The sequence below is a fragment of the Lysobacter sp. cf310 genome (genome assembly GCF_900114355.1).
In the GTDB taxonomy this organism is placed as follows: Bacteria; Pseudomonadota; Gammaproteobacteria; order Xanthomonadales; family Xanthomonadaceae; genus Lysobacter.
Map to the genome: position 1 here is coordinate 1012249 of NZ_FOSS01000001.1, position 26696 is coordinate 1038944.

Consider the following 26696-nt stretch of genomic DNA (forward strand, 5'->3'; position numbering starts at 1 on the left):
CGGGAATTGCGGGTTCGCGCGAACGATCATGGGCCTACTGTAGCCGCTTCGCGGGCCCGACGCGACGGGCCGGCCCGGCGTCGGCGCTAGCCGCGGCCGGCTTCGGCCGCGGCCAGCGCGACGCGTACCTCCAGCCCGGGCGCGTTGTCGCCCAGGCTGACGTGGCCGCCGTGGCGGTGCGCGATCGCGCGCACCAGGCTCATGCCCAGGCCGGTGCCGGGCGAGCCACGGTGCGCCTCCAGGCGCTGGAAGCGGTCGAACACGCGTTCGCGGTCGGCCGGCGGGATGCCCGGGCCGCGGTCGCCGATGGCCAGCGTGACCGTACCGCGCTCGCGGCGCAGGCGCACTTCGACCTCGCTGTCGGCGGGCGCGTACTTGACCGCGTTGTCGAGCAGATTGACCAGCATCTGGAACAGCTGGTCGGCGTCGCCGCGCACCGTCGCCGGCGCTTCGTCGGCGCGCGGCAGCTGGGTGCGCAGGACGATGCCGCGCTCGCCCGCGCTGGGCGTGTACAGCTCGACCGCGTCGCGCGCGAGCTCGGCCAGGTCCAGCACCGGCTCGTCCTGCACCGGCGACTGCGCCTCGATCCGCGCCAGCCGCAGCAGCGCGCCGAAGGAATGCAGCAGCTGGTCGGTCTCGGCGATCGCCGCGTCCAGCTCGGCTTCGCGGCCGGCGCCGTCGGGGCGGTCGCGCAGTTCCTCCAGGCGATTGCGCAAACGCGTCAGCGGCGTGCGCAGGTCGTGGGCGATGTGGTCGGTGGCGTGGCGCACGCCGCCCAGCAGTTCGCCGATGCGGTCGAGCATGCCGTTGAAGCGACGCGCGAGCCGGTCGAAGGCATCGTCGCTGCCGTCCAGGGCCACGCGCAAGGCGAGCTCGCCGCCGCCCACGCGTTCGGCGGTGTCGTCCAGGCTGCGCAGGCGCCGCGACACCCAGCGCGAGGTCAGCCAGCCGATCAGCGCGCCCAGGGTGGCGGCGACCAGCAGCGCGGCCAGCGCGGTGCGCAGCATCAGGGCCAGGAAGCGTCCCTGCGAGCGCAGGCGCACGCCGGTCAGCAAGGTATCGCCGCCGGACAGGCGTTGCAGTTGCGCGACCACGCGCAAGCGCTCGTCGCCGTCGCGCTCGACGAATTCGGTCCAGCGCTGGTGCGGCGCGCGCGCGATCGGACGGCCCTGGTAGCGGCCCGCGAGCACGCGCCCGTCGGCCGCGATCAGGGCGTAGACCGCGTCGGGATCGTCCTGCGCGTCCAGGCGTTCGCGCAATTCGCTTTGCAGCGCCGCGCGGCCGTGTTCGCGGTACAGCTCGACCAGGCCGGCGGCATCGGCGCGCACCACTTCGCGCGCGTCCTCGACCAGCAGCGCCGACACCGTGTAGTGCACGCCCGCGCCCAGCAGCACGAACGCGAGCAGGAAGGAGGCGGTGACCGCCAGCGCCAGCCGGCCGCTGGTGGAGCGCAGGGTCATGCGCCCAGCCGGTAGCCGGCGCCGCGCACCGTGTGCAGCAGCGGTTTGGGATAGCCCAGGTCGATCTTCTGGCGCAGGCGGCTGATGTGCACGTCGATGACGTTGGTCTGCGGATCGAAGTGATAGTCCCACACCGCTTCCAGCAGCATGGTGCGGGTGACCACGCGCTCGGCCTGGCGCATCAGGTATTCGAGCAGACGGAACTCGCGCGGCTGCAGCTCGATGCGCTTGCCGCCGCGACGGGCCTCGCGGCTGAGCAGGTCGAGTTCGAGATCGGCCACGCGCAAGCGCGTCGGCTCGCTGCCGCCGGCGCTGCCGCGGCGCAGGATGCTGTCCAGGCGCGCGCTGAGCTCGGCGTAGGCGAAGGGTTTGACCAGATAGTCGTCGGCGCCGGCGCGCAGGCCCTCGACGCGGTGATCGACCTCGCCCAGCGCGGTCAGCAGCAACACCGGCGTGCGGTTGCCGGCGCCGCGCAGGGTCTGCAGCAGGACCAGGCCGTCCAGCCCGGGCAGCATGCGGTCCAGCACGAGCGCGTCGTAGCGCTCGGTGGTGGCCAGGAACAGCCCGTCCTTGCCGTTGTCGGCATGGTCGACGGTGTGGCCGTCTTCGCGCAGGCCCTTGGCGATGAAGCCCGCGGTATGGGGATCGTCTTCGATCAGCAGGACGCGCATGCCGACTCCCGGTCTCGCAAAAAGAATACCCCGCCGGGAGGAAGCCGGCGGGGCAGCCACCTGGGGTTTAGGTGGGCTTCGGGGACGTATGAACGGTGGAACGCAGGAAGGAGGCGGTTGCGGTACGGCAGTTGCGGTAGGTGGTTACGGCGCGATCAGCTCTTCTTGGCTTCGGTCGCGGCCTTGGCCTCGGCCTTCTTCGCCTTGTGGACCTTGTGCTTGACGGCGGCGGTCTTGGCCGGAGCGGCGGCGCCCGGCGCGGTGGCCGGAGCGGCGGCGAACGCGGAACCGGCGACGGCGGTCAGGGCGAGCGCGATCAGGGCATTGCGGACGTTCATGGTGAGGCTCCTGGACGGTGGGTTGGGAACACGGGTGATCGGGTTCTTGTCGTTGGGGTCTGCCCCAGCGCAGGGTCAGATTGCGCGCCGGGCCTTGCCGGCGAGCTTTCGGGCGCATGAACTATCCGTAATGTTCGGCGCGGGCCGGCGTGGCCCGCGCGTGGCCCCGGCGCGGCCTCAGTCGGCGAGCAGGAACACCGTGTAGATCTTGTCCTGGAAGTCGATGTAGCCGGCCTGGAACGAGGTCGACGGCGCCTGCGCGATACGGCTGCCGGTGACCTGGATGCGATCCAGCTGATAGCCGTCGCGGCCGTTGCCCGACCAGGCGTACAGCGCCGGCCAAGTACCTTCGCGCACGCCGTAGTCGAACTGGGGCGCGACGTCGGACACGCTGTAGACGCCGCCCAACCGCGCACCATAGGCGCGCGCGATCACTTCGGCCTTCTCGCGCGAGGAGGCGATGCTCTTCTCGCGCAGCTGGCGGCGCAACTCGGGCTCGCTGGACAGCTCGGCGGCCACGCTGGAAATCGTCAGCTCCTCGGAGGTCTTCACTTTCGCAAGGAAGCGTTCCAACGCCTCCTTGCCCCCGAAGCGCGCGCTCAGCGTGCGGCGCACGCCGGTGCCGACGAAGACCTCCTGGCGCAGCTTGTCGTCGTAGCGGCGGCGGGTATCGACCTGCAACGAGGTCGCGACGATCTCGTTGTCGGCCACGCCGACCGCCTTGAGCTGCGCCAGCGTCTGCTGCAGATGGGCCTCGACCCGCGCCTGCGCCGCCGCCGGATCGGCGTCGATCGCCTCCAACTGCATCGCGATCTTGTAGCGGTCCGGTACCGCGCGCGCCTGCGCATCGCCATAGACCAGGATGTGCCGCGTCGGCGGCAGGGCGTTGACCTGCGCCTGCGCGGCGGTGGAAATGAAAGCCAGGCCGAGCAAGGCCAGGGTACGCAACTTCATGTCGCCTCCTTGATGACGATCGTGGTGTCGATGCTGAACGCGCTGCCGTCCGCGGTCGGACGGGGCACCTGTATCGCAACGGGCGAAGTCGGAGTCCGGGGTTAGCGGATAGGGCGCGCACGAGCCATCGACCGCGCGGACCGCTTTGGGGTAGGAGCGGCGTAAGCCGCGACCGCGACATCCACACGGCGACGCCAGCGCGCATCTCACGACGCAAGCGCATGACCTGTCGCGGCTCACGCCGCTCCTACCCCACAGCAGACGCGCGTGGATGGAGGCGCGCCGCGAAGCAGCGGCGCGCGGACGACGCGCGCTTACAAGCCGCGCGCCGCCTGGGCCACGGCGCGGAACAGCGCGCGGCCTTTGTTCATCGTCTCTTCCCATTCCTTCTGAGGGTCGGAGTCGTAGACGATGCCGGCGCCGGCCTGGATGGTCAGGCGGCCGTCCTGGATCACCGCGGTGCGGATCGCGATCGCGGTGTCGGCGTCGCCGTGCCAGCCGATGTAGCCGACCGCGCCGGAATAGACGTTGCGCTTGATCGGTTCGAGTTCGCGGATCACTTCCAGCGCGCGGATCTTGGGCGCACCGCTGACCGTGCCGGCCGGGAAGGTCGCGCGCAGCACCTCGGCGTAGCTCAGGCCTTCCTTGAGACGGCCGGTGACCTCGCTGACGATGTGCATCACGTGGCTGTAGCGTTCGATCACGAACTGCTCGCCGACCTGCACCGTGCCGGCTTCGGCGACCCGGCCGACGTCGTTGCGGCCCAGGTCGATCAGCATCAGGTGCTCGGCGCGCTCCTTGGGATCGGCCAGCAGCTCGGCCTCGAGCGCGTTGTCCTCCTCCACGGTCTTGCCGCGCGGGCGCGTGCCGGCGATCGGGCGCACGGTGATTTCGCCGTCCTGGAGACGCACCAGGATTTCCGGCGACGACCCCACCACCTGGGTCTCGCCCACATCCAGGAAATACATGTAGGGCGAGGGATTGAGCGCACGCAGCGCGCGGTACACGTCGACCGGGCGCGCCTTGAACGGCACGCTCAGGCGCTGCGACAGCACCACCTGGAAAATGTCGCCGGCGCGGATCAGCTCCTTGGACTTCTCGACCGCGTCGATGAAGCCCTCGCGGGTGAATCCGGACACGAAGTCGTCTTCCTCCAGCCCGACCGAGTCCAGGGTTTCCGGATAGCCGGCGCCGGCGTGGCGCAGGCGGTGGGTGAGCTGATCGAGGCGGCGGTTAGCGCGCGCGTAGGCCTGCGGCTCGCTGGGATCGGCGTGCACGATCAGATACAGCCGGCCCTTGAGGTTGTCGAACACCGCGACTTCCTCGCTCTGCATCAGCAGGATGTCGGGCGTGCCGAGCTCGTCGGGCTTGTGGCTGCCGTCGGCCTGCGGGGCGGCCAGGCGCGGCTCGATGTACTGGATGCATTCGAAACCGAACCAGCCGACCAGGCCGCCGGTGTAACCCGGCAGACCCTCGATGCGCGGCACCGAGTGCGCGGCGCGCAGGCGCTCGACTTCGGCGAACGGATCCTCGACGGTGCGGGTCTCCAGCAGTTCGCCCAGTTCGGTCACGAACAGGGTGTGGCCGGCGAAGGCGTACACGCGCTTGGCCGGCAGGCCGATGATGGAATAGCGGCCGAAGCGTTCGCCGCCCTCGACCGATTCGAACAGATAGGTATGCGGGCCGTCGGCGAGCTTTAGATAGACCGACAAGGGCGTGTCGAGGTCGGACAGGACCTCGCGCACGACGGGGATGCGGGTATAGCCGTTAGCGGCCTGTTGCTGGAAGAGTTCGGGCGAAATCACGCGGCGGTTCCTTCATGGACGAGTGGGCAGGAGCGACGATGGCCGACGGCCACCATCGCCAACCCACGTCGGCGCAAAAGGAATGCGGGTTCGCCCAGGCTTTCATGGCCGACACTGTAACGGCTTCGCCGGGCCGGCGCGACGGGGGCCTGCGCGTCTAGGCCGCCGGCGTAGACGCCGTCAGCAGCGGGCAGTCCGCGGGCAGGTGCATGCGTACGCGCGCGGGCACGCAGTCGATGCGGAAATGGCGCGAGCGCACCGGCTCGCCGTCCAGGTTGAGGGTGAGTTCCTGCTCGCTGTCGATCTCCACGCTGCGCAGGCGCGCGCGCACCGCCACCCGCTCCAGCGCCGCGTGCTGGCCCTGGGTCAGCAGGGTCGCGGCGGTGGCGCCGACCTCGCCGCTGAGATCGGGCACCACGGTCAGGTCGAGCAGGCCGTCGTCGATCAGGGCATCCGGACACAGCGCCTGGCCGCCGCCGGCCTGGCGGCCGTTGCCGACGCCCAGGGCGATGAAGTCGCCATGCCAGTCGAAGCCCTCGCCGCGCAGATGCGCGCGGATCGGCTCGATGCGGCCGAGCTTGGAGATGCCGGTGATCAGATAGGCCAGGCCGCCCAGCATCTTCTTCAGGCCCGCGTCGGTTTCCACCGTGACCTGGGTACCGAAGCCGCCGCTGGCGAGATTGGCGGCCCAGTGGGTGCCGTCGGCGGCTTCCAGGCGCAGCAGGTCGATCGGCCGCGGGCGGCTGGCGCGGATCAGTCGCAAGGCCTCCAGCGCGTCGACCGGCAGCCCGGCGGCGCTGGCGAAATCGTTGGCCGTGCCCATCGGCACCAGGCCCAGCGCGGGCAGCGCGTCGGCGGGCTCGTCGCGATGGGCAAGCGTGGTCGCGACCTCGCTGAGGGTACCGTCGCCGCCGGCCGCGACTATGCAGTCGGCGCCGTCGGCGATCGCCTCGGACACGTAGCGCTCGGCGTCGCCGCCTTCCCAGGTCACGCGCACGTCCAGGTCGACGCCATCGGCGCGGATCGCGGTCACCGCCTCGCGCAGGGCGTCGTCGCCGGCGGACTTGCCGTTGAGGATCAGGCGCCAGTGCGGCTGCGGCATCGGGCGGGGTCTCGCGCGTGAGGAGCGGCGAGGCTAGCAGCGCCGCGCTAAGACCCGGTGAACGCGTCGCGCGATTTCATGGCGCGATTGTCATCGTCGCGTCATCGCCGGCCTGGAGTATCGAAGGCCATATCAGGGACGACGGGCGGAGGCTGGATTGCCTCCAATATTACGGAACGGCGCCGCGGCGCCGTTTCAAGACGCCGGGCAGGACGCCCGGCGTTTCAGCGGAGGACGGCGTCGGACAGCACGACGCCGTCCTCGTCGGCGCACAGCCAATCGCCGGGCCGCACGATCACCCCGCCGATCTCCACCGCCACGTCGCGCTCGCCGCGATCGTGTTTGTCGGTCTTGCGCGGGCAAGTGCCCAGGGCTTTGACGCCCAACTCGAGCGCGCCGATGGCGGCGCTGTCGCGGATCGCGCCGATCACGACCACCCCGGCCCAACCGTTCTCCACCGCCTTGGCCGCGAGCAGGTCGCCCAGCATCGCGCGCCGCAGCGAGCCGCCGCCGTCGATCACCAGCACCCGGCCGTGGCCGGATTCGGCCACCGCCTCGCGCACCCGCGAATTGTCCTCGTGCGCCCGCACCGTGCTGACCACGCCGTCGAACGCGAGACGTCCGCCGTAGTCGCGCAGCGGCAGCTCGATCACGCGCAGGCGATCGCCGTGCAGGTCGCACAGATCGCAGGTGTTCACCCGCGCGCGCCCTGCACCGCCGCCTTCATGCGCCCGATCACATCGGCGTAGTCGGAGACGTTGAAGATCGCCGAGCCGGCGACGAAGGTGTCGGCGCCGGCCGCCGCGATCTCGGCGATGTTGTCGGCCTTGACCCCGCCGTCGATCTCCAGGCGGATCGGCTTGCCGGTGGCGTCGATGCGCTCGCGCACGCGGCGCAGCTTGTCCAGCGCCGAGGGTATGAAGCTCTGGCCGCCGAAGCCCGGGTTGACCGACATCAGCAGCACCAGGTCCAGGTCCTCCAGCACCCAGTCCAGCACTTCGATCGGGGTGGCGGGGTTCAGCACCAGGCCGGCCTGGCAGCCGTGCGACTTGATCAGCTGGATCGTGCGATGCACGTGCGCGCTGGCTTCCGGGTGGAAGCTGATGATGCTGGCACCGGCCTTGGCGAAGTCGGGGACGATGCGGTCCACCGGCTCCACCATCAGGTGCACGTCGATCGGCGCGGTCACGCCGTGCTTGCGCAGCGCCTCGCAGACCAGCGGGCCGATGGTCAGGTTGGGCACGTAATGGTTGTCCATCACGTCGAAATGCACCCAGTCGGCGCCGGCCGCGAGCACATTGTCGACCTCCTCGCCGAGCTTGGCGAAATTCGCCGAGAGGATGGACGGAGCGATCACGGTGGGCTGCATGGGCGGGGCTCAGACGGACAGGCCGCCATTGTCGCCTCCGGCCGCGGGCGGGCCAAGCGCGATCGCGCCGGCTCAGCCCATCCGGCCGGGCCGGACCGCTCAGCGCCGCTGGCGCAGGGTCTTGATGCGGTCGTAGGCGCCGTTGATCTCGCGCGCCTTGGTCTCGGCCTGCTGGCGCAGCTCGGGCGCGGCGCCGTTGAGGCGGTCCGGGTGGTACTGCGAGATCAGCCGGCGGTAGGCCTGGTCGACCTCGGCGTCGCTGGCCTCGGCGGTCAGGCCGAGCACGGCGTAGGGGTTGTCGCGGCTGAGCCTGAACCAGTCGCTGTCGAAGGCATGGCCGATCAGCAGGCCGATCAGCGCGCCCAGGAAAGGGTTGGAGCGCAACAGCGCCGCACCGGCGAAAAACCCCAGCAACTTGCCGTACCAGCGTTTCGTCGCCATCGCCGCCGCAACCGCCTGCCCAGGACCGGCCGCCAGTCTACCTGCACGCGAGGCCCGGCCGGCGTACACTGCCCGGCCCCGTCGCGCCCGCGCACGCGGCCGACGACGGGGATTCCGCCCGCCGCCATGGGGACTACACGTTGTCGACCACCTTGCGATCCGCCCTTTCCGAGTCCCACCTGCCCGGCCTGCCGCTGCGCCATCGCGGCAAGGTCCGCGACGTCTTCGACCTGCCGGCCGAACGCCTGCCGCCGGGCACGCCCGCCGGCGACTACCTGCTGATCGTCGCCACCGACCGCCTCAGCGCCTTCGACGTGGTCCTGCCCGACCCGATTCCGGGCAAGGGCGAGATGCTGTGCCAGATCAGCAACTTCTGGTTCGGCAAGACCGCGCACATCGTCGCCAACCACCTCACCGGCATCGACGTCGCCGCGGTCCTGCCCGCGGGCACCGACCCGGCGCCGTACGCCCAGCGCGCGGTGGTGACCAAGCGCCTGAAGCCGGTGCCGATCGAATGCATCGCGCGCGGCTACGTGATCGGCAGCGGCTGGAAGGACTACCAGCGCACCGGCCGCATCAGCGGCATCGCCCTGCCGGACGGCCTGCGCCAGGCGGAAAAGCTCGCCGAGCCGATCTTCACGCCCTCGACCAAGGCCGCCGTCGGCGACCACGACGAGAACATCGACTTCGACACCGCGGTGCGCACCGTCGGCGCCGAACTGGCCGAAGCCGTGCGCGACGCCACCCTGCGCCTGTACCGCTACGCCGCCGACTTCGCGGCCCAGCGCGGCATCCTGCTGGCCGACACCAAGTTTGAGTTCGGCACCGACGCCGACGGCCGTTTGTACGTGATGGACGAGATGCTCACGCCCGACTCCTCGCGCTACTGGCCGGCCGACGAGTACCAGGTCGGCACCAGCCCGCCCAGCTACGACAAGCAGTACGTGCGCGACTATCTGGAAGCGCTGGGCTGGGACAAGACGCCGCCGGGCCCGCCGCTGCCCAGCGACGTGATCGAACGCACGCGCGCCAAGTACGCCGAGGCGCTGCAGAAGCTGGCGGGGATTTCGGTCGACTGAGGTCGGCCGGAATCGGCATATGTCCGTGGGCTGGATGCTGGGACTGTTTGCGCTGGTAGCGATCAGCCTATTGGCGGCGGAACTTTGCGCCTACACCGCGAAGCTGCGCATTTCGGAAGTCGCTCCCGATTATGCGCAGCAGCTGTTCCGGACCTGGGGTCAACGCATCCTCCCAAAATCCGGCCCGTGTCGATTCAAAGTTCTGTACTTCCAACCGCCGCTGCCCAGGTTGGCAGCGACCGTCAAGAAATTGCGCGTGGTTCTGCTGACCAGCGATATTTTGTTGTATGCGTACATCGGTGTGGCGGCGATCTGGATCGTCCATGGCTGGCTCGGCTGATCGACCGTAGGATGCGGTGAGCGCAGCGAACCGCATCGTCGCGCACCGCCCTCGGAGCCACCCTCATGCCCAAAGGCCTGCTCTTCCTCGCCGTCGCGATCCTGGCCGAAGTGGTGGCGACCAGCGCCCTCAAGGCCTCCGACGGCTTCACCCGCCTGGGCCCCTCGCTGATCGTCGCAGCCGGTTATGCGACGGCGTTCTACTTCCTCTCGCTGGTGCTCAAGACCGTGCCGGTGGGCGTGGCCTATGCGATCTGGTCCGGCGTGGGCGTGGTCCTGATCGCCCTGATCGGCTGGCTGGTGCTGAAACAGCCGCTGGATCTGGCCGGCATGATCGGGATCGGCCTGATCGTGGCCGGGGTGGCGGTAATCCAGCTATTCTCCCGTACTGGTGCGCACTGAACCGCCCGTCCGCCGCCGCGCACGCCTGACCCGCCGGGAGCCCGTCATGAGCACTGCCGCCGAACCCGCATCGCAAGACGCCCCGTACCAGCAGCGTCCGATCGATCGCTACTTCGCCAACTATTCGCGCGATCACCAGAACCGCGCCAACCAGCTCATCCATGTGATCTGCGTGCCCGCGATCGCCTGGAGCGTGATCGCCCTGCTGTGGTGCATCCCCTCGCCGGGCACCTGGTTCCGCGCCGGCTTCTGGGCCGGGCTGGCGATGTTTGCGGCCTGGATGTTCTATTACCGCGCCTCGCGCAAACTCGGCCTGGGCATGCTGCTGCTGTTCGCGCTGTCGGGCTGGCTGACCCAGTACCTGCACGACCGCCTCGGGGTGATGCAGCTGCTGTACCTGGGCATCGGCGTGTTCGTGGTGGCCTGGATCGGCCAGTTCATCGGCCACAGCAAGCTGTACGAGGGCAAGCGCCCCAGCTTCTTCACCGACCTGCGCTATCTGCTGATCGGGCCGGCCTGGGTGCTGGCCAAGCTGTATCGCAAGCTGGGCTGGTCGTACTGAGCGCGTAAGCGCAACGCTGCGTGCGACGGCGTTCGCGCCGCGCGCGCACGCCAGCGGCGACAATGGGACCCGCGCGGCTACGCCCAAGCCGCGCCGCTTCCGGCTTACGACCTCATGCCCGCCCGCGACATCGTCCTGCTGCTGCTCATCGTCCTGGCCTGGGCCGGCAACTTCCTGACCTCGGCGTTCGCGATGCGCGAGATTCCGCCGTTCCTGTTCACCGGCCTGCGCTTCGCCCTGCTCGCGCTGCCGCTGATGTTCTTCGTCAAGCGCCCCGCGCCCGGGCAGTGGCCGCGCCTGATCGCGGTCTGCCTGTGCATCGGCGTGCTCCACTTCGGCCTGAGCTTCACCGCGCTCAAGCTGGCCGGCGACCTGTCCTCGCCCGCGATCGTGATGCAGAGCTACGTGCCGATGACCGCGTTGCTGGCCTGGACCATGCTGGGCGAGCGCTTCGCCTGGCGCACCGGCGTGGCGATCGCGGTGAGCTTCGCCGGCGTGCTGGTGCTGGGCTTCGATCCGCTGGTGCTGGACAAGCCGATGTCGCTGGTGCTGATGCTGATCTCGGCCGCGTTCCTGGCCGTGGGCACGGTACTGATGAAAGGCTTGCGCGGCCTCGACGTTTACAGCCAGCAGGGCTGGACCGCGTTGTTCAGCGTGCTGCCGCTGCTGGCGATCAGCGCGCTGCTCGAACCCGGCGGCATCGCCAGCCTGGGATCGGTGAGCTGGGTCGGCTGGTTCGGCGCGATCTACGCCGCGTTCGTGTCCTCGCTGCTAGGCCACGGCCTGTATTACGTGCTGGTGCAGCGCCATCCGGTCGCGCTGGTCACGCCCTGGCTGTTGTTGGTGCCGGTATTCGCGATCGGCCTGGGCGTGGCGTTCTGGGGCGATCGCCCCGGACCGCGCCTGCTGCTGGGCGGCGCCATGGTGCTGGGCGGCGTCTTCATCATCGCCCTGCGCGCGCTGGCCAAATCGCGCCCGATCCCGGCCTCCGACACGCCCTGAATGCGCATGGCGGCGCGCGGTCGCGATGCGGCCGTGTCCGCTTGCGCGCCGCCACGCCGTTGATCGTCCTTGTCAGCCGCCAAACCACGCCCCTCGACAAGGACGCCGCCATGACCACACGGACCTCCCGCACGGCCCTCGCCCTGCTGCTCGCCTGCTCGGTCTTGTTCGCCGGTTGCCGGCTGGAGCGCAGCGTTTTGAACGGCATGGGCCAGGTGACGCCCGCGCAGTACTGCCCGGGCGACACGGTCACCGCCTCCTACGACCTGCTGCGCGAGGAGACCTGCCCCGCCGACGTCGATTGCGCAGCGCATTTCCCGAACATGACCATCACCAGCGCGCCCGAGGCCTTCCCGCCGCGCATGGTGCGCGCGTTCGCCGACAGCTTCACCTTCGCGCCCACCGCCGACCGCGTCGACGTGACCTTCGACATCGATCGCGATTCGGTGACCATTCCGACCTCGCGCTTCGACGGCAGCAGCCGCATCTTCGTCCAGCGCACCAACCTGCGCGACCACACCCACACCATCACCCGCATCACCGGCACCATCGACAGCGAGTTGCTGCACGAGGGCGTGTGCTCGGGCAATACTCCGGTCAATCTGCCGGCCGAGATTCCCGGCCCGCCGCGGCTGTCGCCGAACATGCGCCTGACCGAGCTGTGCAACACCAACGGCGTGCCGATCATGGTCGAGGTCAGCACGACCTCGGGCAGCATGGCCTTCAACCTGCTGCCGGGCCGCTGCCTGCAACCCGGCGTCGACGGGGTGCCGGCCGACCTGGCCAACGCGCGCACCATCGGCGCCAGCGCGCCCGATCTGTCGGCGCGTTGCTCGGCGACCATGCAGCAGCCGCCGCGGCCGCTGCGCACGATCGCGCGCATGGCCTGCCGCTGAGCCGCGCGTCCGTCCCCCTTCCAGCTACGGGAACATCGCCATGAAACTCCCCCTGCGCTTCGCCGCCGTCGGCCTGTTTTGCCTTGCGCCGCTGGCCCTGCACGCCGCCAGTTCGGCCACCACCTTGCTCCAGAGCATGGACAAGACCCACTACAGCGCGCACGTGGTCGCCCGCATCAGCCAGTACGCGCCGCCGCTCAAGGGCAAGACCGAGCACGCGCTGGTCAGCGTCGACAGCGTCGAGCTGCTGCTGGAACGTCCGGATCGCTTCCGCTTCGTGCTGCGCCCCGGCCAGAAGAACGAGTTGACCTTCGTCGCCCAGGCCGGCATCGCGCGCTGGCGCGACAAGGCCACCGGCGCGACCGGCAAGGCCGGCACCGACAAGGTCGTCGATCCGTTGGCGTTGATCGCGCTGGGCACGGCCGGCGAACTCAAGCGCTATTCGTCCCTGGGCGAACTCAATCCCGGCAAGTCCTCGCCCTTGCGCGGCGCGCGCCTGGATCCGCGCGTGTTCGGCAGCGACGTCGAACGCGCCACCGCCTGGTTCGGCAACGACCAGCCGGTCGGCTACGGTTTCGAGATGAGCGACGGCAGCCGCATCTACCTGGCCATCGCCAGCTACAAGCCCAACGTGCAGACCAAGCCCGGCGATTTCGAGCTCTGAGCGCCTCAGCGCGGATCGAACATGCTGCGCTCGGGCAGGAAACGGCGCGGCGCGTAGCCGAAATCGCGCTGCGCCGGCCCCAGGTCGAACGCCAGATCGCTGCGCATGCGCCGCACCGCGGCCTCGCCCAGTCCGGTGGCGTGACCCGTGGCCTGCGCAGCCAGCAGGGCCAGATTGAACACCGGCGACGGCAGCTCGATCAGTTTCGGCGGCGGCTCCAGCACGGCCAGTACGCGCGCGACCATGTCGCGATAGCGCAAGGTCTCGCCGCCCGGCAACGCGTAGCCTTGGCCGTGGCTGGCGCTCGCCGAGACGCAGGCGAACGCGGCGGCGGCGAGGTCGTCCACGTGCACGGGCTGACGCAGGCCGGTGGCGTTGCGCGGCAACGGGAAACGCCCCCAGCGCTGCGCGATCGCGGCGATCCGCGTCAGGGTGGCGTCGCGGCCGGCGCCGTAGATCAGGGTGGGCCGCAGCACGGTCGCGGCCGCGGCGCGCTCGCCGGCTTCGGCGAACAAGGTCGCCTCGCCCTCGCGCAGGCGCGCGGCGACGTCGCGCTCGTCCGGATCGGCCGAGCCGCGCTTGGTCTCGACGCTGGTCGAACCGAACGCGACCACGCGCGGCGCCTCGACCCGCGAGGCCGCATACCAGCGCGCGAAGCCGTCCAGCGGACCGCAGCTGAAGATCGCATCGACCCGGCGCGGCAGTTCCTCGAGCCGGGCGAAGTCGCCGCGCAGCCAGTGCAGCCCGGGTTCGTCGTGCTGGTCATGACGCGACACCGCGCTCACGCGCCAACCGTCGCGTCGCAGCGCGCCCAGCAACGGCAAGCCGATCTGGCCGCTGGCCCCGAACACCAAAGCGTGGCGCATCCCTCAGCTCCGCTGCGCGCGCGACGGCAGCACCGCGCGCAACCATAGATAGCCCACCACCGCCGAGATCACCGACGCGGCCAGCACGCCCAGCACCGCTTCTTCGTAATGCAGGGGGTTCTGATAGGCCAGCGAGGCGATGAACAGGCTCATGGTGAAGCCGATGCCGCACATCAGGCCCAGGCCCAGCATCGCGCGCAGGTCCATGCCCGCGGGCAGCTTGACCCAGCCCAGCGCGCGCAGCAGCAGGGCTATGCCGACGATGCCGATCGGCTTGCCGATCACCAGTCCCAGCACGATGCCCAGCGGCAGCGCCGCCATGGCGTCGTCCAGGCTCAGGCCGCCCAGCACCAGGCCGGCATTGGCGAAGGCGAACAGCGGCAGGATCGCGTAGGCCACCCAGGGATGCAGCGCGTGCTCCAGGGTTTCCAGCGGCGAGTGCTCGTGGGCGTCGTCGATGGCGTTGCGCTTGTCGACGTGCGGGATCATCAGGCCGGTGGCGACGCCGGCCAGAGTGGCGTGCACGCCCGACTTGAGCACGCACACCCACAACACCACGCCCAGCAGCAGGTACGGCGCCAGCGCGGTCACCCCGCGCCGGTTCAGCAGCCACATGCCGGCCAGCGCGGCGCCGGCCCAGATCAACGCGGTCGTCGACAGGCCGTGCGAATAGAACAGCGCGATGATCAGGATCGCAATCAGGTCGTCGATCACCGCGATCGTCGACAGCAACAGTTTCATCGCCGCCGGCACGCGCGAACCCAGCAAGGCCAGCACGCCCAGGGCAAAAGCGATGTCGGTCGCCGTCGGCACCGCCCAGCCGCGCATGGCCTCGGCGTCGCCGCGGTTCATCGCATAGAACAGCAGCGCCGGCACCGCCACGCCGGCGCTCGCGCAGGCCAGCGGCAGGATCAGCTGGGCGCGCCCGGCGAGCTGGCCGCTGAGCATCTCGCGCTTGATCTCCAGCGCGACCAGCAGGAAGAAGACCGCCATCAGGCCGTCGTTGATCCACAGCAGCGCGGGCTTGGCGATATCCAGCGCGCCGATGCGCACCTGCACCGGCATCTGCCGGAACGACTCGTAGGCATCGTGCAGCGGCGAGTTGGCCGCGATCAGGGCCAGCACGGCCGCGGCGATCAGGACCAGACCGCCGGCGGCCTCGAGGCGGAAGAAACTGCTCAGCGCGCGCAAGGCGCGCATCGATGGGGGACGCGCCGACGGCGACGGCTGCGGAGTCGAGGGCGTGCTCATGGACGCAGTATATCCAGCCCGCGTCTACGCCCCGTACCCGTCAACGGTGCAGCATCGCCAACTCGAAGCCGATCCAGGCCAGCAGCGCGACCAGGAGGATCGCGCCTTCGCCCTTGCTCACGCGCAGGTCGCCGCGCAGCATCGGATACAGCATCAGCGCGAACGCGATCGCCGCGGGCAGCTCGAAGCGCACGAACGAGGCCGGCAGCGCCACCGCGTTCCAGGCCGCCATGCCGCCGATCACGATCAGCAGATTGAACAGGCTGGAGCCGATCACGTGCCCGACCACGATGTCGCCCTGGCCGCGCCGCGCGGCGGCGATGGCGGCGGCGGCTTCGGGCAGGGCGGTGCCGATCGCGACCGGCAACAGGCCGGTGAGCAACGGCGTCAGGCCCAGCGAGGCGCCCAGTCGCGGCGCCGCGCCGACCACGAATTTGGAACCGAAGTACAGCAGCACCGCCGCGATCACGAAGCGCAGCAGATTCAAGCCCAGATCGGTGCGGGTGCGCGCGAACGCGGCGATCGCGTCCTGCAGTTCCGGCGCCTCGCGGCGCGTGCGCGCCATCGCATAGGCGACCACGGCGACGAAGAGCACGACCATGCCCGCGCCCTCGGCGCGGCTGAGCACGCCGTCCAGGCCCAGCACGATCACCGCGGCGGTGCCCAGGATCAGCACCAGCAGCAGCGGCGCCAGCGAGCGCCAACGCACCAGCAACGGCGCGGCGAACGCGGCGATGCCCAGGGTCAGGCCGAAATTGACGATGTTGCTGCCGACCGCGTTGCCCAGCGCCAGGCTCTGCTCGCCGCGCACCACCGCCTGCAGGTTGACCGCCAGCTCGGGCAGCGAGGTGCCGAAGGCGACCAGCGCCAGCCCGGCCACGAACGGCGAGGCGCCGAAACGCTGCGCCAGCCCGGACGCGCCCTTGACGATGGAATCGCCGCCCAGCGCCAGCAGCACCAATCCCAGCACGAACAAGCCGATGGCTTCGAGCATGGTCTCTTCCCCTCGCGGACACTGCCCCGATTCTATGCCGAGTGCGGGGCCTGGCGTCCATCGGCGCTGCGGATCGACGCCACGGCCGCTTGCGGGCTACGGCGAGCGAGCGGGCATGGCGTTGCGGCGGTTCGCCGCGCTCACCGCAGCCTACGGCCCTGTCGGCGGGCCGGGATCAGGAGCAGCCTTCGACGTAATCGACCTGGGGCACCAGGCCCACGCGCCACAGGCTGGCCTTGCCGTCGACGATCTCGAACAGCAGCACGCCGGAGCCCGACGCGTCCTTGATGCGCCAATACTCGCCGCCGTCGACGTATTTGTGCGGCTGGGTTTCGATGCGTCCCGCGTACAACGCGCGCAGTTCGTCGGCGCCCATGCCGACCTTGCCGCCGCCGGGCGCGACGATGTCCTCGCCTTCGCCGACGTCGTAGCGCACCAGCTTCTCGCCTTCGATCATCAGACCCGGCAGCTCCGGGCGGCTGGCCGAGCTCAGGTAGTAGCAACCGCCGGGCTCGTCGGCCTTGCCGGCGACGTCGCCGCCCAAGGCTTTCCGGGCGTCGGCGGCATCGCCGCCCAGGCGCAGATCGCCGTAACCGTCCATGCGCGCCAGGCCGCTGTTGTTGGCCGGCGCCAACGGCGTCGGCGCCGTGGCCGGCGGTACGTCCTCGCTGGGCTGATCGGCCGCCGCCGGCGCTGCGGTCTGCGCGGGCGCCTCCTCGGTGGGCGCGCGGTCGCCGCAGGCGCTCAGGACGAGACTCAGCAGCAGCGCGCTCGCGCCCGCTTGGAGGGAACCATGCTTCATTACGACCCCGGCTGCGACGCAGCATGTGCAAGACGCGCGCAGCCTAGCGGCCGCGCGTGAACGGCGCGCGAAGCGCCGCGCGGCCTCAGGCCGAACGCGGCGGTTCGAAATGCCGGCGCAGACCGGCCCAGCAGGCCTGGTACTCGCGCTGGCGGTGCGGCGCCTCGAAGGCCTGCGCGGTCGGGCGGATCACCGCGCGGGTCTCGAACATGAAGGCCATGGTGCCGCCGATCACGTCGGGCTTGCTCAAATCGGCGTGGCTGGCCTTCTCGAACGTGGCCGCGTCCGGGCCGTGCCCGCTCATGCAGTTGTGCAGCGACGCGCCGCCGGGAACGAAGCCCTCGGCCTTGGCGTCGTAGGCGCCGTGGATCAGGCCCATGAACTCGCTGGCGACGTTGCGGTGGAACCACGGCGGGCGGAAGGTGTGCTGCGCGACCAGCCAGCGCGGCGGGAAGATCACGAAATCCAGGTTGGCCGTGCCCGGGGTGTCGCTGGGCGAGGTCAGCACGGTGAAGATCGAAGGATCCGGGTGATCGAAGCTGATCGAGCCGATGGTGTTGAAGCGGCGCAGGTCGTACTTGTACGGCGCGTAGTTGCCGTGCCAGCCAACCACGTCCAGCGGCGAATGGCCGAGATCGGCGCGCCACAGCTGGCCCTGGAACTTGGCGATCAGCTCGAACTCGCCGTCGACGTCCTCGTAGGCCGCATTCGGGGTCAGGAAATCGCGCGGATTGGCCAGGCCGTTGGCGCCGATCGGGCCCAGGTCGGGCAGGCGCATCAGCGCGCCGAAGTTCTCGCACACGTAACCGCGCGCGACGCCGTCGGGCAGCTCGACGCGGAAACGCACGCCGCGCGGGATCACCGCGATCTCCTGCGGCTCGACCTCGAGCACGCCCAGTTCGGTCGCCAGGATCAGGCGGCCGTGCTGCGGCACGATCAGCAGCTCGCCGTCGGCGTCGTAGAAGAAACGCCCGTCCATCGAACGGTTGGCCGCGTACAGATGCACGCCGACGCCATGCTGCGAGGCCGGCGAGCCGTTGCCGGCCATGGTGTAGAGGCCGTCGACGAAATCGACCGGCGTGTCCGGCATCGGCAGCGGATCCCAGCGCAGCTGGTCGGGCGAGACCGGGCCATGCTCGAAATCGTTGTGCAGCTGCGGCTGCGGATACGGCGCGAAGCTGCCGTGCATCGCCGCGGGGCGGATGCGGTACAGCCAGCTGCGGCGGTTCTCGCCGCGCGGCGCGGTGAAGGCGGTGCCCGACAGCTGCTCGGCGTAGAGGCCGTAGGCGACCTGCTGCGGCGAGTTCTGGCCCTGCGGCAGCACCCCGGTGTAGACCTCGCTCGCGAACTCGTTGCCGAAGCCGCTCTGATAGCCGCGCGCGGCCACCCGCTGCGCATCGCGCTCGGGCATCGGAATCACGTTGTCGCTGTCGTTGGCGGCGGTGTTCATGGCGATTGCGCTCTGGAGCTTAGAGCCCCTCCCCCTCCGGGAGAGGGGTTGGGGCGAGGGTCCGGCCGCCGGGAGCCCTGAGGGTCGCCTCGACCGCCGCTTCGATGTTCATCCATCCTGACAGTGGGGAGAGGCGGATTTGAGCGTACGGCCCTGTCCCGCCCCTCTCCCACCCCTCTTCCGACGGAGAGGGGCTTGAAGCGCCGAGCTTAGAGCACGCCGCGGCGCATCTGGTCGCGTTCGATGCTCTCGAACAGGGCCTGGAAGTTGCCCTCGCCGAAGCCCTCGTTGCCCTTGCGCTGGATGATCTCGAAGAAGATCGGACCGATCGCGTTCTGGGTGAAGATCTGCAGCAGTTTGCGCTGGTGGGTCTCCGGGTCGGCGTCGATCAGGATCTTGTTCTTGGCTAGGCGCGGCACGTCCTCGCCGTGGTTGGGCACGCGCTGATCGATCACGTCGAAGTAGGTGTCCGGGGTGTCCAGGAACTCCACGCCCTGCGCGCGCATCGCTTCCACCGTGTCGTAGATGTTGTCGGTGAAACAGGCGATGTGCTGGATGCCCTCGCCCTTGTAGGCATCGAGGTATTCGTTGATCTGCGACTTGGGATCGCTGGACTCGTTGAGCGGAATGCGCACCACGCCGTCCGGCGCGGTCATCGCCTTGGACACCAGGCCGGTCTTGGCGCCCTTGATGTCGAAGTAGCGGATCTCGCGGAAGTTGAACAAGCGCTCGTAGTAGTCCGACCACTTCTGCATGTTGCCGAAGTAGAGGTTGTGGGTGAGGTGGTCGATGAAGGTCAGACCGAAACCGGCCGGATTCTGCGGCGCGCCCTGCACCGGCAGGTAGTCCTCGTACACGTTGCCCCGGTCGCCGTAACGGTCGACCAGGTACAGCATGCAGTCGCCGATGCCCTTGACCACCGGCGCGTCGACCGCGCGGCTGGCGGCCTGGTCGACGATCGCCTCGCCGCCGTTGCCGAGCACGGCGTCGTACACCGTGGTGCCGGGCTGCTTGAAACGGATCGCGAAACCGCAGGCGCTGGGGCCGTGGGCACGCGCGAAGTCGGCGGCGAAGCTGTCCGGGTCCTCGTTGACCAGGAAGTTCACCCCGCCCTGGCGGTAGACCGTGATCGGACGGGTCTTGTGGTGCAGCACGGCGGTGAAGCCGAGCTTGCGGAAGTAGTCGTGCAGCATCTCGCCCTGACCGGCCGGGGCGGCGAACTCGACGAACTCGAAGCCGTCGATACCCAGCGGATTTTCGAAGGTGGTGACCTGCATGCCGAGGTTGGGCTGCGCATTCATGGCATTGTTCTCAGGTAGCGGCCGGCCCCGTGCGGGACGGCCTGGTGCGAAGAGCCGTTATAGTTTCATATGAAACCATATGCAAGCAAGGTACAGCGCAGCATGAACAAGCCCCGCCCCCGCCATGCCGAGCTCGACCTCGAGCATTTCCTGCCCTACCGCCTGTCGGTGCTGTCCAACCGGGTCAGCAGCGCGATCGCGCGGGTCTACTCCGAGCGCTTCGCCCTGAGCGTGACCGAATGGCGGGTGATGGCCGTGCTGGGCCGCTATCCGGGCCTGTCGGCCAACGAGGTCGCCCAGCGCACGGCCATGGACAAGGTCGCGGTGAGCCGGGCGGTGGCGCGCCTGATCGAGGCCGGCCGCCTGGCCCGCGAGACCCACGACGACGACCGCCGCCGCTCGGTGCTGCAGCTGTCGCCGGACGGTTACAAGATCTACGACGAGGTCGCGCCGCTGGCGCTGGCCTTCGAACGCCGCCTGCTGGACGGCATGGACGGCACCGAACGCGAACTGCTGTTCCGCTTGCTGGATCGGCTGGACGAGCTGGAGATTCGGGCCGAGGCGGATATGCCGGTGGCGGGGTGAGCTAGCTAGCGCTGCATTCAAGCCCCTCTCCCGCTCGCGGGAGAGGGGTTGGGGTGAGGGCCGGCTCGCGCGCTGAACTTCAACCGCATGCGCCGCCCTCATCCGCCCTACGGGCACCTTCTCCCGCCGGCGGGAGAAGGGACTCCCATCGCGCTTACGCTTCTCATCGCGCCTACGCGTTAGCCCCTCTCCCGCTCGCGGGAGAGGGGTTGGGGTGAGGGCCGGCGCAGGCGCGCAACGCCGACCGCATGCGCTGCCCTCATCCGCCCTTCGGGCACCTTCTCCCGCCGGCGGGAGAAGGGACTGCAAACGTCCCATCGTGCCTACTCTTCTCATCGCGCCTGCGCTTCTCATCGCGCCTGCGCGTTAGCCCCTCTCCCGCTCGCGGGAGAGGGGTTGGGGTGAGGGCCGGCGCAGGCGCGTAACGCCAACCGCATGCGCTGCCCTCATCCGCCCTACGGGCACCTTCTCCCGCCAGCGGGAGAAGGGACTCCCATCGCGCTTACGCCTCTCATCGCGCCCACGCGTTAGCCCCTCTCCCGCAACGCGGGGAGGGGGTAGCCTCGTAGGATGCGGTGAGCCGAAGGCGAACCGCATCGCCACCGCGCCTCAGGTCGAGGGCGGTGCGATGCCCGGGCAGAACCTACTCCCCGCAACGCCGGTACTCGAACGCGATCCGCAGCTCCTTCCCGTCCCGGCCCGGCCCCGCGATCTCCGCGTGCAGCCGCTCGCCCTCGCGCCGGTACTCGATGCGCTGCGGAAAATCGTGGGCGGGGTTCTCGAAGCGGACCCGGTTCGGCCCGCCTTCGCTGCGCCGGAACGCCGTCGCCGGGCCGCCGCCGGGCTGGGCCAGATACGTCGGCACGCCGTCCACCGGCTCGATGCGCAGGAACTCGAAGCTGCCCACGCGCTCGCCGCGCGCGCTGCGCGACACGCCGTACAGGCGCCCGCCCACCGCCGGCAGCCAGGTCTCGTCGATGCGCTGCCCGTCGGCTTCGCTGCACCAGTGCCCGGCCATCCAGCCCAGATCGGCGGCGGCTTCACTGGCGGGCGTCGGCGACACGGCCAGCACCAACCCCAGGCCCAGCAGACTCGCGGCGAAATTCATCGGCTTCCCCTTTTCGTGATCGATTGACCGCCACGCTAACGCCGGCGCGCCGCGATCGGCTTGTAAAAACGCGCAGGCTCGGGCTTTGATGGTGGCATGGACTACAGCGAGCAGCCCGCGCCGCCGTCGCTGAGCCGCCACGTGCAATGCCTGTGGCGGCTGCGCGACGACACCCCCGCGCCCGAGGTGCAGGCGATCTATGCCGACGGCCGCTGCGAACTGATCGCGCACCTGGGCGCGCCGATGCGACTGTACGGCGCCGACGGCGATTCCCAGTTGCAGGCGCCGCTGCTGTTCGCCGCCCAGCAGCGCGGCCCGATCCGGCTGCAGCCGACCGGGCCCGTGCATTGCCTGGGCGTGCGCCTGACCCCGGCCGGCTCGCCCCTGATCGCCGGCGCACGCCTGGCCGCGCTGCGCGACCGCATCCCCGACCTGCGCGAGCTCGACCCGGGCTTCGCCGCGGCGTTCGCCGAAGCCGCCCACGCCTGCGTCGCCGGACACGGCGCCGACGTGATGTGGGCGCTGCTCGCGCAGCGCGCGGCCGGCCAAACGCCGGACGCCGCGATCGAACAGGCGCTCGCGCAGTTGGACCGGCACGACGGCGACCTGCGCATCGCCGAGCTCGCGCGCAGCACCGGCCTGGGCCTGCGCAATCTGCAGGCACGCTTCCTGGCCGCGGTCGGCATGACCGCGAAGGAGTACGCACGCGTGCGGCGCCTGCAGGCCCTGCTGCGCAGCCTGGACGAGGAACGCGCCGCCATCGCCGACGCCGCGGCGCGCCATGGCTATAGCGATCAAGCCCACGCCACCCACGACCTCAGCCGCTGGACCGGTACCACACCCGCGCGGCTGGTGCGCGCCTTGCGCGGCGACCGCGACGGCGAAGCGACCTTGCGCCTGGCCGCGGCTTTCGTGCGTGGGCATTCGGGCGTGCGCGCGGTGGCGCTGGGCGACTAGCGCCGTCGGCTCAACCGGGTTGCGGCTCGGACCAGTGCGCGCACATCCGATGCCAGCAACGCTCGATCTCGGCGACCGTGGCGCGCGGCCCGGCGCGTACGGCGGGGCCCGATGCGACGCGCAGATGCGCGAGCAGCCATGCGTCCGACCAACCGTCCCAGACGCCCAGGTGATTGCGCAGGTTCGCATGCAGCACCGGGAACACCTCGTTCCACAGCACCGCCTCGGCCGCCTCCAAGCCCAAGCCGGACTCGAGCACCGTCCGCGCCACATAGGCGTAACTGAGTTCGTCGAGTTCGGTGTCGAGGAAGAATTCCGAATACGCGCGCCATAGCGGCAATCGGTCCTCGGGGCGGGCTCCGGTCATGTTCGCATTGAACATCCAATCCCGGTTCGGGCCAAGCCGCTCGGCGACTATGGCGTATCCGTCGCAGCCGCCAGTTGCTCCCGCAGCCAGCGCCTGAACTCCGCTTCGGGCAGCGGGTTCGGATTGATTCCCCACTCGTTCCAGGCGCTGTCGAGCACCTGCCGCCACTCAAGAATGGCGACGCGGGTGACCTCGTCGGACTGCACGGCGGGCGAAAACTCGCATTGGCCGATGTAGCCATGTAACCAGGTCAAGCCGACGCTGCCCGCCAAATAGGATCGGGCAGCGTCCAGCAGTTCCCGTATCTCCGGCAAGTCCGTGCGCATCGGCAACCGCGGCCGATCAGGGCGCGTCCGCGTACTGCCCGGACCGTCTCCAGTCCGGCAGCACGTGGATGAACCAATAAAACAGCTTCGACCAGCTCGAGGTCTCGAAGACCAGGAATGCGCCCCAGACGTTGCTCGCGCCGCCGATGTAGCGATCCTTCCAATGCAGGATAGGAATGAACGCGACCCAGAAGATCAAGGGCGCGAACAGCACGCAACCGACGAAGGTCAGCGCCACGACATCGGCCGCGATGCCGACGATCATGAGGGCTATCCCCAAGCCCGCCGCCAGTGCGAAACGCTTCAGCCACAGCCATTTGGGTTCGAACCATTCAGCGCGCGTCATACGTCCTCCAAGACCAGATCCGATCGGACGGAGGCGACACGACCTCCGATCGCTCACTTCACCCCATGCATCAACTTATTGATGAACGGCGCGAACAGCAGGAAGGCCGCGCCCATGCCGAAGCCGGCGTAGGCGATATGGGTGTAGGTGGCCGAGTACTGGGCCAGTCCGCCGAGGTCGCCGCCGGAAGCCACCGCCGCGACCAGACCGGCCACGTAGTTGCCGATCGCCGAGCACAGGAACCAGGCGCCCATCGCCATGCCGGTGTCCTTGGGCGCGGCCAGCTTGGAGACCATCGACAAACCGATCGGCGACAGGCACAGCTCGCCCATGGTGTTGAACAGGTAGGCCAGCACCAGCATTTCCCAGGGAATGCGCCCGCTGCCGTCGGCCATGTAGGCGATGCCGGCGATCAGGACCGAGAAGCCCAGCGCGACCAGCACCAGCGCCAGCGCGAACTTGCGCGGCACCGACGGGTTCCAGTTGCGCTGGTCCAGGCGCGGCCAGGCCCAGGCGAACAGCGGCGCCAGCGCGATGATGAACACCGAGTTCGCCGACTGGAACAGGGTGAAGTCGAACGGCGCGTCGACGTGGTCCTTGGCGAAGAAGTTCAGCGAGGTGCCGGCCTGTTCGAACATGCCCCAGAACAGGATCTTGGCCAGGAACAGCAGCAGCATCGCGATATAGCGGTGCATCTGCACCTTGTCGCCGCTGCGCAGGCTGCCGCCGACGAAGTAGATGCTCAGGCCGACCATCATGACCAACAGGATGTAGCCGACGATCTCGGTCCGGCTGAGCATCAGATACACCACCGGCACCGAGGCCACGCAGCCCAGCAGCACCTTGAACACGCGCGAGCGGTTGAGCGCGGGCGCCGGCGATTCGCCGATGCGGCCCAGATGCCCGCGCAGCCAATGGAACATCATCAGGCCGAAGATCATGCCCACGCCGGCGGCGAAGAAGCCCCAGCGGTAGCCGTAGTACTTGCCGATGATCGCGCCGCAGACGATGGGCGCGAGCGCGCCGCCGACGTTGATGCCCATGTAGAAGATGGTGAAGCCCGAATCGCGGCGCGGGTCGTTGGGCGCGTACAGGCGCCCGACCATGGCCGAGATGTTGGGCTTGAACAGGCCGTTGCCGACCACGATCACCGCCAGGCCCAGCAGGAACCAGGTCAGCTGCGGAATCATCAGCAGGAACAGGCCCACCGCCATGATCACACCGCCGAGCACGATCGACGGGCGGTAACCCAGATAACGGTCGGCGACGAAGCCGCCGAACAGGCCGGTGGCGTAGATCAACGCGGTGTAGGCGCCGTACGTCAGGCTGGCCTGGGCGCGCGCTTCGCCTTCCGGCAGCAGGCTGAAGAAGGTGGTGGCCACGTACACCGCCAGCAGCGCACGCATGCCGTAGTAGGCGAAGCGCTCCCACATTTCGGCGCCGAACAGCATCCACAGCGCGCGCGGATGGCCGACCAGCTCGCCCGGCGGCGGCGCGATGAATTCGGGTTCGACGTGTTTGGTGACGGTCATCGGAAGTCGCTCATGCGATAGCGGGTTGCGAATGCGGCGACGCCACGGCCGGAGCTCTCCGGCCGTGGCGCCTAGGGGTACGGCTGCGGGCGACGGCGCTTACTTGACGCCGTGCATCAACCGGTTGATCAGCGGGGCGATCAGGAACAGCAGCAGGCCCGCACCGGCCAGGATGTAGAAGCCCATGGTGTAGGCGGTCAGCGCCGAAGCCGTGGTCATGCCGGTCTCGCCGCTGGCCTGGCCGGCGAAGATGCCGGCGAGGTTGTTGCCGATCGCGATCGACAGGAACCAGGCGCCCATGGCGAAGCCGGTCAGGCGCGCCGGCGCCAGCTTGGTCACCATCGACAGACCGATCGGCGACAGGCACAGCTCGCCCACCGACTGGATCCAGTACACCGCGAACAGGGTCCAGAACGGGATCTTGCCGGTGTCCGGCGCGATCAGGTTGACCAGCGCGAACATCAGCAGCAGGAAGGCCAGGCCGTTGAAGATCAGGCCCAGGCCGAACTTGCGCGGGATCGAGGGATTGGCGCGGCCCATGCGCACCCAGATCCAGGCGATCACCGGCGCCAGGGTGATGATGGCCACCGAGTTCACGCTCTGGAACCAGGAGACCGGGAATTCCTTGCCGCCGGCCAGCGCCATGAACAGGCTTTCGAAGCCGATGCTGCGGTCGACGATCTTTTCGGCCAGGAAGTTGAACGAGCTGCCGGCCTGTTCGAAGAAGCACCAGAAGAACACGTTGAAGGTCAGGATGATCAGCATCGCGATCACCTTGTCGCGCGAGACCTTACCCTCGCGGATGCCCTCCACCACCAGCATGATGGCCGGCACGATCAGCAGCGCGATCAGGATGTACTGCAGCACCATCGCGTTGATGGTCAGCAGGAAGTAGAAGATCGGAATCGCGATCAGCGCCGCGCCGCCCAGGACCAGGAACGAACGGGTCAGGCTGGTCTTGTCCGCCGGCGGCAGGCCGATGCCCTTGAGCTGGGCGCGACCGAACCAGAACCAGATCAGGCTCAGCACCATGCCGATGCCGGCCGAGATGAACACCACTTTGTAGGCCGGCGTGTCGTTGACGCCGAACACCTTCTGGGCCAGGTACTGGGTGACCAGCGGCGCCAGGAACGCGCCCAGGTTGATGCCCATGTAGAAGATGGTGAAGCCCGAGTCGCGGCGGCCGTCGCCCTGCAGATAGAGCTTGCCGACCATGGTCGAGATGATCGGCTTGAACAGGCCGTTGCCGACGATGATCGTGGCCAGGCCCAGCTTGAACATGGTCTCGGTGGGCGAGGCCAACAGGAACAGGCCGGTCGCCATGATCATGGCGCCGAGCAGGATCGAACGCTGGTAGCCGATCAGCTTGTCGGCGATCCAGCCGCCGAAGATCGCCGAGGCGTAGACCAGCGCCAGGTAGGCGCCGTAGAGCTCGCTGGCGGGCTTCTCGTAGCCGGCGTCGCCGCCGTGGAACTGCGCCACGATGTACAGGACCATCGCCCAGCGGATGCCGTAGAACGCGAAGCGTTCCCAGAATTCGGACATGAACAGCATCCACAGAGGCTTGGGATGCCCCAGGACCTGCTTGAATTCCGGAATGGGCGTTTCGCCCGTCGTCGTTGCGGCTCCGCTCATGCGGTGTCCCCCGTGTGTCGAAACTGAATGAGATTGCCCTTGCCGGCGGCACGGGATCGGGGAGATTTACCGGCTGCCGCCGGTCCCGTCAA

30 protein-coding genes are annotated in these 26696 nt (G+C 69.4%); 9 read left to right on the forward strand and 21 right to left on the reverse strand.

The window, feature by feature from the left end:
- Positions 1–86: 86 nt before the first annotated feature.
- The 9 genes from BMZ45_RS04415 to BMZ45_RS04455 all read right to left on the reverse strand — a co-directional run bounded on the left by BMZ45_RS04415 (position 87) and on the right by BMZ45_RS04455 (position 8140).
- Positions 87–1460 carry a sensor histidine kinase gene (locus BMZ45_RS04415; RefSeq protein WP_091632858.1) on the reverse strand — a complete coding sequence of 458 codons (1374 nt, stop codon included), beginning with the start codon at positions 1458–1460 and terminating at the stop codon, positions 87–89.
- Positions 1457–2131 carry a winged helix-turn-helix domain-containing protein gene (locus tag BMZ45_RS04420; protein WP_091632861.1) on the reverse strand — a complete coding sequence of 225 codons (675 nt, stop codon included), beginning with the start codon at positions 2129–2131 and terminating at the stop codon, positions 1457–1459. Before BMZ45_RS04420 ends, BMZ45_RS04415 begins: the two co-directional genes overlap by 4 nt.
- A gap of 155 nt (positions 2132–2286) precedes the next feature.
- Positions 2287–2469: a hypothetical protein gene (locus BMZ45_RS04425; protein WP_091632864.1), complete on the reverse strand. Its 183-nt coding sequence runs from the start codon at positions 2467–2469 to the stop codon at positions 2287–2289.
- Positions 2470–2646: 177 nt separating this feature from the next.
- Entirely contained in the window at positions 2647–3423 is a 777-nt protein-coding gene (locus tag BMZ45_RS04430) for an SIMPL domain-containing protein (RefSeq protein ID WP_175488913.1), read from the reverse strand.
- 314 nt (positions 3424–3737) lie between these two features.
- Positions 3738–5228, reverse strand: coding sequence for an anthranilate synthase component I (trpE, locus tag BMZ45_RS04435; RefSeq protein WP_091632869.1), 1491 nt, complete (start codon positions 5226–5228; stop codon positions 3738–3740).
- Between the two features lie 157 nt (positions 5229–5385).
- Positions 5386–6330: a lipid kinase YegS gene (gene yegS, locus BMZ45_RS04440; protein WP_091632873.1), complete on the reverse strand. Its 945-nt coding sequence runs from the start codon at positions 6328–6330 to the stop codon at positions 5386–5388.
- Positions 6331–6554: 224 nt separating this feature from the next.
- A complete protein-coding gene (rraA, locus tag BMZ45_RS04445) occupies positions 6555–7028 on the reverse strand; it encodes a ribonuclease E activity regulator RraA (RefSeq protein ID WP_091632876.1) in 474 nt (157 codons plus the stop codon).
- A complete protein-coding gene (gene rpe, locus BMZ45_RS04450; protein ID WP_091632879.1) occupies positions 7025–7699 on the reverse strand; it encodes a ribulose-phosphate 3-epimerase in 675 nt (224 codons plus the stop codon). The genes rraA and rpe overlap by 4 nt, the downstream gene beginning before the upstream one ends.
- Positions 7700–7798: 99 nt before the next feature.
- A complete protein-coding gene (locus BMZ45_RS04455; RefSeq protein ID WP_091632881.1) occupies positions 7799–8140 on the reverse strand; it encodes a J domain-containing protein in 342 nt (113 codons plus the stop codon).
- A 152-nt stretch (positions 8141–8292) separates the two neighbouring features.
- On the opposite strand from BMZ45_RS04455, the gene BMZ45_RS04460 reads away from it, so the two are divergent.
- The 7 genes from BMZ45_RS04460 (at position 8293) to BMZ45_RS04490 (ending at position 13084) form a co-directional block, all read left to right on the forward strand.
- Positions 8293–9219, forward strand: a complete 927-nt coding sequence (locus tag BMZ45_RS04460; RefSeq protein ID WP_091634090.1) for a phosphoribosylaminoimidazolesuccinocarboxamide synthase — start codon at positions 8293–8295, stop codon at positions 9217–9219.
- 19 nt (positions 9220–9238) lie between these two features.
- A complete protein-coding gene (locus tag BMZ45_RS04465; RefSeq protein ID WP_091632884.1) occupies positions 9239–9559 on the forward strand; it encodes a hypothetical protein in 321 nt (106 codons plus the stop codon).
- 65 nt (positions 9560–9624) lie between these two features.
- Positions 9625–9960, forward strand: a complete 336-nt coding sequence (locus tag BMZ45_RS04470; RefSeq protein WP_091632887.1) for a DMT family transporter — start codon at positions 9625–9627, stop codon at positions 9958–9960.
- Between the two features lie 46 nt (positions 9961–10006).
- Entirely contained in the window at positions 10007–10522 is a 516-nt protein-coding gene (locus BMZ45_RS04475) for an Mpo1 family 2-hydroxy fatty acid dioxygenase (RefSeq protein WP_091632890.1), read from the forward strand.
- A gap of 114 nt (positions 10523–10636) precedes the next feature.
- Complete coding sequence (locus BMZ45_RS04480) at positions 10637–11524, forward strand: DMT family transporter (RefSeq protein ID WP_091632892.1); 888 nt, start codon at positions 10637–10639, stop codon at positions 11522–11524.
- A gap of 110 nt (positions 11525–11634) precedes the next feature.
- Positions 11635–12420: a hypothetical protein gene (locus BMZ45_RS04485; protein ID WP_139215384.1), complete on the forward strand. Its 786-nt coding sequence runs from the start codon at positions 11635–11637 to the stop codon at positions 12418–12420.
- 40 nt (positions 12421–12460) lie between these two features.
- Positions 12461–13084, forward strand: a complete 624-nt coding sequence (locus tag BMZ45_RS04490; RefSeq protein WP_091632898.1) for a hypothetical protein — start codon at positions 12461–12463, stop codon at positions 13082–13084.
- Positions 13085–13089: 5 nt separating this feature from the next.
- Here the strand turns inward: BMZ45_RS04490 and BMZ45_RS04495 are convergent, their stop codons facing one another.
- The 6 genes from BMZ45_RS04495 to hppD form a co-directional block, all read right to left on the reverse strand.
- Entirely contained in the window at positions 13090–13950 is an 861-nt protein-coding gene (locus BMZ45_RS04495; RefSeq protein WP_091632900.1) for an NAD-dependent epimerase/dehydratase family protein, read from the reverse strand.
- Positions 13951–13953: 3 nt separating this feature from the next.
- Positions 13954–15201 carry a Na+/H+ antiporter NhaA gene (nhaA, locus tag BMZ45_RS04500; RefSeq protein WP_175488914.1) on the reverse strand — a complete coding sequence of 416 codons (1248 nt, stop codon included), beginning with the start codon at positions 15199–15201 and terminating at the stop codon, positions 13954–13956.
- 40 nt (positions 15202–15241) lie between these two features.
- Positions 15242–16195 carry a sodium:calcium antiporter gene (locus BMZ45_RS04505; RefSeq protein WP_091632907.1) on the reverse strand — a complete coding sequence of 318 codons (954 nt, stop codon included), beginning with the start codon at positions 16193–16195 and terminating at the stop codon, positions 15242–15244.
- A gap of 175 nt (positions 16196–16370) precedes the next feature.
- Positions 16371–16997 carry a hypothetical protein gene (locus BMZ45_RS04510; RefSeq protein WP_091632910.1) on the reverse strand — a complete coding sequence of 209 codons (627 nt, stop codon included), beginning with the start codon at positions 16995–16997 and terminating at the stop codon, positions 16371–16373.
- Between the two features lie 85 nt (positions 16998–17082).
- Positions 17083–18408, reverse strand: coding sequence for a homogentisate 1,2-dioxygenase (gene hmgA / locus BMZ45_RS04515; protein ID WP_254776562.1), 1326 nt, complete (start codon positions 18406–18408; stop codon positions 17083–17085).
- A gap of 248 nt (positions 18409–18656) precedes the next feature.
- Positions 18657–19748 carry a 4-hydroxyphenylpyruvate dioxygenase gene (hppD, locus tag BMZ45_RS04520; RefSeq protein ID WP_091632916.1) on the reverse strand — a complete coding sequence of 364 codons (1092 nt, stop codon included), beginning with the start codon at positions 19746–19748 and terminating at the stop codon, positions 18657–18659.
- Positions 19749–19850: 102 nt separating this feature from the next.
- Between hppD and BMZ45_RS04525 the strand changes: the two genes are divergently transcribed.
- Positions 19851–20333 carry a MarR family winged helix-turn-helix transcriptional regulator gene (locus BMZ45_RS04525; RefSeq protein ID WP_091632918.1) on the forward strand — a complete coding sequence of 161 codons (483 nt, stop codon included), beginning with the start codon at positions 19851–19853 and terminating at the stop codon, positions 20331–20333.
- A gap of 643 nt (positions 20334–20976) precedes the next feature.
- Here BMZ45_RS04525 and BMZ45_RS04530 read toward each other — a convergent pair.
- The gene (locus BMZ45_RS04530; protein ID WP_091632921.1) at positions 20977–21441 is read right to left on the reverse strand and encodes a DUF6265 family protein; all 465 of its coding nucleotides are present in this window, start codon (positions 21439–21441) and stop codon (positions 20977–20979) included.
- Positions 21442–21537: 96 nt separating this feature from the next.
- Here BMZ45_RS04530 and BMZ45_RS04535 point away from each other — a divergent pair, with 96 nt between their 5' ends.
- Complete coding sequence (locus tag BMZ45_RS04535; RefSeq protein WP_091632925.1) at positions 21538–22398, forward strand: helix-turn-helix domain-containing protein; 861 nt, start codon at positions 21538–21540, stop codon at positions 22396–22398.
- Positions 22399–22408: 10 nt separating this feature from the next.
- Here BMZ45_RS04535 and BMZ45_RS04540 read toward each other — a convergent pair whose 3' ends face one another.
- The 5 genes from BMZ45_RS04540 to BMZ45_RS04560 all read right to left on the reverse strand — a co-directional run bounded on the left by BMZ45_RS04540 (position 22409) and on the right by BMZ45_RS04560 (position 26604).
- The gene (locus BMZ45_RS04540) at positions 22409–22765 is read right to left on the reverse strand and encodes a DUF7079 family protein (protein WP_091634093.1); all 357 of its coding nucleotides are present in this window, start codon (positions 22763–22765) and stop codon (positions 22409–22411) included.
- Between the two features lie 47 nt (positions 22766–22812).
- Entirely contained in the window at positions 22813–23091 is a 279-nt protein-coding gene (locus BMZ45_RS04545; protein ID WP_091632928.1) for a hypothetical protein, read from the reverse strand.
- 16 nt (positions 23092–23107) lie between these two features.
- Positions 23108–23437, reverse strand: a complete 330-nt coding sequence (locus BMZ45_RS04550; RefSeq protein ID WP_091632931.1) for a hypothetical protein — start codon at positions 23435–23437, stop codon at positions 23108–23110.
- A gap of 53 nt (positions 23438–23490) precedes the next feature.
- The gene (locus BMZ45_RS04555) at positions 23491–24969 is read right to left on the reverse strand and encodes a peptide MFS transporter (protein ID WP_091632933.1); all 1479 of its coding nucleotides are present in this window, start codon (positions 24967–24969) and stop codon (positions 23491–23493) included.
- 99 nt (positions 24970–25068) lie between these two features.
- Positions 25069–26604, reverse strand: a complete 1536-nt coding sequence (locus tag BMZ45_RS04560) for a peptide MFS transporter (protein WP_091632936.1) — start codon at positions 26602–26604, stop codon at positions 25069–25071.
- Positions 26605–26696: the final 92 nt, after the last annotated feature.